The 5535-nt window shown below is 53.4% G+C and carries 1 protein-coding gene; it reads right to left on the reverse strand.

The window, feature by feature from the left end; translation table 11 throughout:
* Positions 1-38: 38 nt before the first annotated feature.
* Positions 39-5522 carry a hypothetical protein gene (locus tag Q7U71_06930; protein ID MDO9391490.1) on the reverse strand — a complete coding sequence of 1828 codons (5484 nt, stop codon included), beginning with the start codon at positions 5520-5522 and terminating at the stop codon, positions 39-41.
* Positions 5523-5535 lie beyond the last annotated feature (13 nt).

The following is a 5535-nucleotide window of genomic DNA, read 5'->3' on the forward strand; positions in this document are numbered from 1 at the left end:
CCTTTTTTTCGTCAGGTGTGAATCCAAGCATGTCGAGGTTAAAATGTTATGGTGACGGTGGTGTTCAGACTGTAGGAGCGGCTGTCACTGGTCTTGATTATTTTGTTGGTGCTGCTGGTATATGACCCGCTTAACTCCCCCTTGATGTTCCGGGTAAAATTATAGGTGGCGTTGGGGGAAATTGATATGTCGGTTTTATCACTGTCGTATTTATCTTTGCTGATAGGCTCATTAAGATCCAATTTGGGGGCGGAAACGGTATTGGAATAACTGGTCTGCAGTCCCAGGTTGAGGTCACTTTTAAATTTGAATCTCTTCTTGCCCATTTTCCACATATTCAACACAAAACCCTGGGGGGCGCTGAAGGAATAACTGCCCGAGGCGCTGACTTTCAGGTTGCGGGTATAGGCTTTTTGCCAGCCACTGGGAAATACGGCGTCAGTCACAGGAAGGCGGCTGTCAGTGGTAGAATAGTCAAAGGAAGCCTGGGTGCTGACCTGCTTTTTCCATCTGGTATTTAGCGAAATCATGGGGCTGAAACTGTGGTTGATGTTCCATCTGGTGACCCCCCGGCCGGACTGTGATGATTTATCCTCGCGCTTGGAATAATTGCTGGTCAGACTGGCGCTGGTAAGTATCTTCAGGCCTTTGAAAATCCGCTCCACCGAGTTCAGGCTGGCCCTCAGATCCGGCCAGGTGATGCCCTGGCTGGAGATGGCACTGGTGGGGTCCCAGGTCCAGGAATCATTGCGCTGCCAGCCGGCATTGATGCTTAACTGTCCCAGCGAACCGCCGGTGCTGGCCGAATAACTGTTGGTGATGCCGGCCCTCTCCGAGGCCAGGGGGGCGTAACTTTCGGAGGAAAGCGGCCTTCGCCGCCAGCCCATCTGGTAAAAGATATCGGGATAAAAGACATCTGTCCGGCTGTACAGACCTGAGGAACTATTGTTTTTGCTTTGGGAAAAAGTTATGTCCAACGGATTGACCTTCTTAAGTATTTTTTCCAGCTGAATAACCAGCCACAACGGGGTCCCGACCTCGGTGGAATCGTCCTTGGCTTCGTTCCGAAGCGCCGTTATTTTTATCAACCACTTGGCTATTTCCAGATTTCCGTTCAGTGAAAGATTGTTGGCGTTGGAAACATCCAGAAACAATGAGGAGTCAGGGTTCCCGGGAACCAGGTACGCCCGGTTGGCCTGGTTGTAAGTGGTGCTGTAGTTAAAGGTGGGCTGAATTATTTTGAGCCAGGTAAGGGTGGTATGATAATCCACCGTTTGGGCGCGGGAGACCTCCGCTCCCAGGCCGTAGCGCCAGGCCAGATCGCCGGCTCCGGTCCTCTGCAGGAGGTTGCGGCTGGTGCTTAGCCTGTAATTCAGCGGATCGGCTATCTGCCAGGCCAGCTGGGCGCTGCCGCCCCGGGTCAGTCCGCTGCCGGCTGTGCTGACGGCGTTGACCAGTTTGTCCAGGTTCCAGTGCCAGGTGCGGTTGTTGCCGACCGCAAAGGAAATATTTGATGGCAGGTAATAAAGTTTGAGCCAGTTGCCAATACCCAGGCTTTTCCGGGCACCTGAAGCCCAGCCCCAGTTAATTCCGGTGTTAAGCGTGGTGGTGCTGTCCGCGCTTGTCCGGTTGCTGGAAGTGCTCCGGCTCCAGTTAAGCGAGCCCGACATCCGGTCGATGGTGAAATCCGTCAGCCACCACTGGGACGGGTTCTTGCTCAGGGAAAAACTTACATTCCGGCCCCGGGTCCAGTCCATCTGTTCTGAGCTTTCCTGGTCGGTCAGCTTGCGGTCGTCGCCGCCGTACCAGGGATAGCTTTCGGCCAGGCTGGCCCCGAAGATTACCGGAACCTTAAGCCCCAGGCGATCCAGGTAAAACTTATCCAACTGCAGGCTTCCGCCCAGGTTGTAGCTGACCCTTTGGGCCAGGGCCGGACTTTGCCCCATGGTGTACCAGTAGGCGTCGGTCCGGTTGTATCCCAGGCTGAGTGACAACAGGTCGGCTACTCCCAACCTGACATTGGCGATCACCGCCGTGCCACGGTCGCGCCGCACTTCATCCAGCCGGAGGTTGTCAAACCAGACCTCGCCGCTGTAGGAGTTCAAAGTGTCCGGATTGGCCACGCCCAGATACAAAGCGCCGATATTGGCCAAGTTGGGTGTGCCCTTGACGGTATATGCCCCATTTGTCTTCAAGCCCAAAGAATTAGTATCGAGGGCTTTCGCACTGGTTAGGTCCTCCAGGTTCAGCGACAACTCCTGCCAGCCGGTGGTCAGTGATCCGGTATACTGGTAATAGGGGCTGGTGCTGTCGGCGGTAGAGGCCAGCCGGATCAGATACTGTCCGGCCCCGTAACGTCCGTTGACCCAAAGCTTGAGTTTTTTGTAGCCGGTATAATTGTTCTCCCGGGTGTTGGTGCTTCTTTGAGCCAGGGCCAGATGTCCGGGTTTAAGGTTGGTAAGGCTTAGGACCAGGCTCTGCTCAAACTTAGGATGCCCGTTTTCATCGTTCTCCACCGCATTAGGAGGCGGCAGGTAGTCGGCGTCATCCTTGTTGTTTTTTACTGTCACATGAAATTTTTCGCTGCTGTCCACCGGATTTGAATATAATGCAGCCGTAATGGGTTTCTCCTGCCAGCGGTTGCCGGATACTTCCACCAGGGCCAGCTCCACCTCGGCCGAGGCGGCGGAGCAGCTGTCCACCCATACCCGGGCATAATATATGATTCCCCATCCGTAGGGATAACCCACCGCTCTGGCCGAATCCAGAGGCACCGAAAACTTCCTCCAGCCGCTAAGGTTGGGGTCTCCACTGCTTCCCGAAAGATCAAAGGAAAAAGTATAATAGCTGTCGCTTTGTCTGCTCTCATCCCCCGGCTTTTTGCTGGATAATTTCAGATCTTCGGTATCATATATTCCGTTGCCTTCCGTACCGTTGCATCTGGAGGAATCAGTACTGACAAAATTATCATTCCCATCGTCACCGGATGCCTGGTAGGGGTTATCGTCTGATAATTTGATCATATCTAATCCTCTGTCATTGGCGTCTGTGTAAATTTGCTGGTCGCCGGCGGCCAAAGACTCGGCATCCACGGTATCGGGCCGGCCTTTAATGTTACCCCAGTAATCACGCCTTACCTGGTCCATGCTTATCTCCCGGCCGAAGTCTATGTGCAGTTTTACGTCAGAGTTGGTTCTGACCCATACATTAAGCAGTTTGCTTTGGCTTAGGTCCATCCCGCTCTTGCTTAACAGCTGGGTGATGCCGGACCAGGAATTGGCTCCGGCGGTGGTATCAGGCTGGTGATGGATCTTAATGGTGGTCACCGGATCTTTGCGCAGGGTGGAATCGGTGATGGCCGGATTGATCTCCCCCTGGGTCACCTTGGCGGTGGGATTGTACCAAAAGGTCTTGGCGGCCAGCTGCTCCCTGGTCCGGTGAAAACTGGTATCCGGGATGCTGGAATGCACCCAGCCCTGGCGGTAAAGATTAAGCCCGTCGGTCAACTTGGTACCGTCCATATCGTCAAGATAGACCTCACCCCTGGTGTTGGGATTGGGGAAATTGGCCGCAGCTTCCCCGGAGATCTCAAAGCTTGAAGCCGCCTCGGTTTCCACCCCCGGAAGATAGTTGGCCAGGGTGGTCAAAAACCCGGGGCTGGCCTTGTAAAATCCGTCCAGCCCGGCCACGATCATCGTTTTGGGCTCCTCGCCCAGACGTGGCTTGGTCTCCAGGCTTTGTTCGCTACGGTACAGCCAGGTTGCCCCCAGCTGGGCCTGTTCGTTGAATTTATAGATGCCCCTTAAGCCTGCCAGGGTCTTGGTGCCAAAGGAGGCCCAGGGCATGAATTGATAGCTGATATTAAGGTTTGTTCCGGCCTGGATCACCTTTTCCCGGTAGGCCTCGGCAAAAGTGACTGTGCCTGTCTCGTAATCCACCGTATACTGGTTTGTAGGCACCGTTTCCCCGCCGATGGTAACCTGCACGCTTCCCTCTATCAATTGGCCGGGAACTTCCAGGGGATACACAGCTTCTTTGGTAAGATATCCTACTACTATCTGATATTGGGGCGTAACATTAGCCAGTTCCTGTTCGGTTTTGTCGTAAATGTCAGGGTTCTGCACTGGCAGATTGTAATTGTCAAACGGCCGGGTCGGGAGAGGGCGGTTCATCATATCAAAGATTAGGGTAAAATAAAAATATCCCTTGGACATACGCAGATTCTGGAAATGTATCACACCATTGGCATCGGAAAGGTCCATCAGTTCGGTAAATAATTTCTCGCTGACCGAATCTCTTTCCAAAAAATCGGCTTCCAACCCATCAGTTCTCTTTTTAACCTTGATGCTTAGGCTGCTTTCCACTATGTTGCTGGAACCAATATTGTAAAAATTCCTGAATTCATAGTTCCAGGCATATCCGTGCAGGAGATCAGGCACTGTGTCGTTGGACGGCCGGCAGAGGCTTGGTTTAATGATGGCCAGATTGGGCTTGCTGAAGCCTTTAAAAACGGTGGAGTCCGGGTAATACTTATCGTGTTTGGTTTTATAGGCCACCGTTAACACATCATTGGAACTCAGCCCGTATTCCAAGCTTAATAGATAACCGCCGATGATCCTTTCATAACCGTATTCCTCTATTACTTTTTTTTCAATAACGTTTAAATCTTGGGGGTTGCTGACCGAGTCTGTCCCTGAAAAATCAAGCCAGCTGCGGTTCAACCCATAAACCGGTTTCGCGCTGATGGTGGATTGGTTATCAGACTGGACATAAACCCTCAGATCTACTATTGAGTCCGCCGGATCTGCCAGCGGTATCCAGAAAAAGCGGTGGGCTATGAAATCCTTGTCGTTGTATTTGTTTTCCTTCTGCTGGCTTTGGCCCACAAAACTCTTGGTCTCGCCCTGGCCCTCGTCCTTGCTGGCGATGGCGGTCAGCTCCAGGCCGCCCAGCCTGGCCACACCCTTGATGCCGAACAATCCCTTGTGCTGGGTGCTTAAACCACCGATCAGGGAGGAGCCCGCCAGGCTGAACTCGGTGTCGCCGGCCTCCAGCCGCTGCAATATCTCATCCTCCTTGCCCTCGTAATACAGGCGGATCTTGCTTTTCTTGTCGGTCAAAGCTTCGCTGTTCCAGTCGATCAGGACATGCAGCCGCTCGCCGATGATGCCTTCCAGGTTCACCTGCTGTTCCTGCTTTATTTTTAAAGCGAAACTGCCTGTATTCCCGGCATTCTCGGTAGTTTTTTCCCGTCCATAGTTGTCGGTTTGCTGGCCGCCTATGGTTATCTTCTCGCTGCCGCTGATCTTTATCTGGGCCCCGGAGCCCAGGATCTTGCCGATACCCGGCAGCGGCACCTTGATGTCCGGGATCAGCCCCTCGCCGGAGCGGTCGGCTGCCGCCTTGGCCAGAAAATCCGCATTATTCTGCCGCCACAGGGCTGCCAACCCGGCCTGGCGGCGCTTCAGTCCCAAACCATCCAGTGTATTGTAATTCTGGGAAAGCGGAAAGTCCTTGTGCATTTCCAGTTCCAGC

This window comes from bacterium (genome assembly GCA_030655055.1).
GTDB lineage: Bacteria > Edwardsbacteria > AC1 > AC1 > EtOH8 > UBA5202.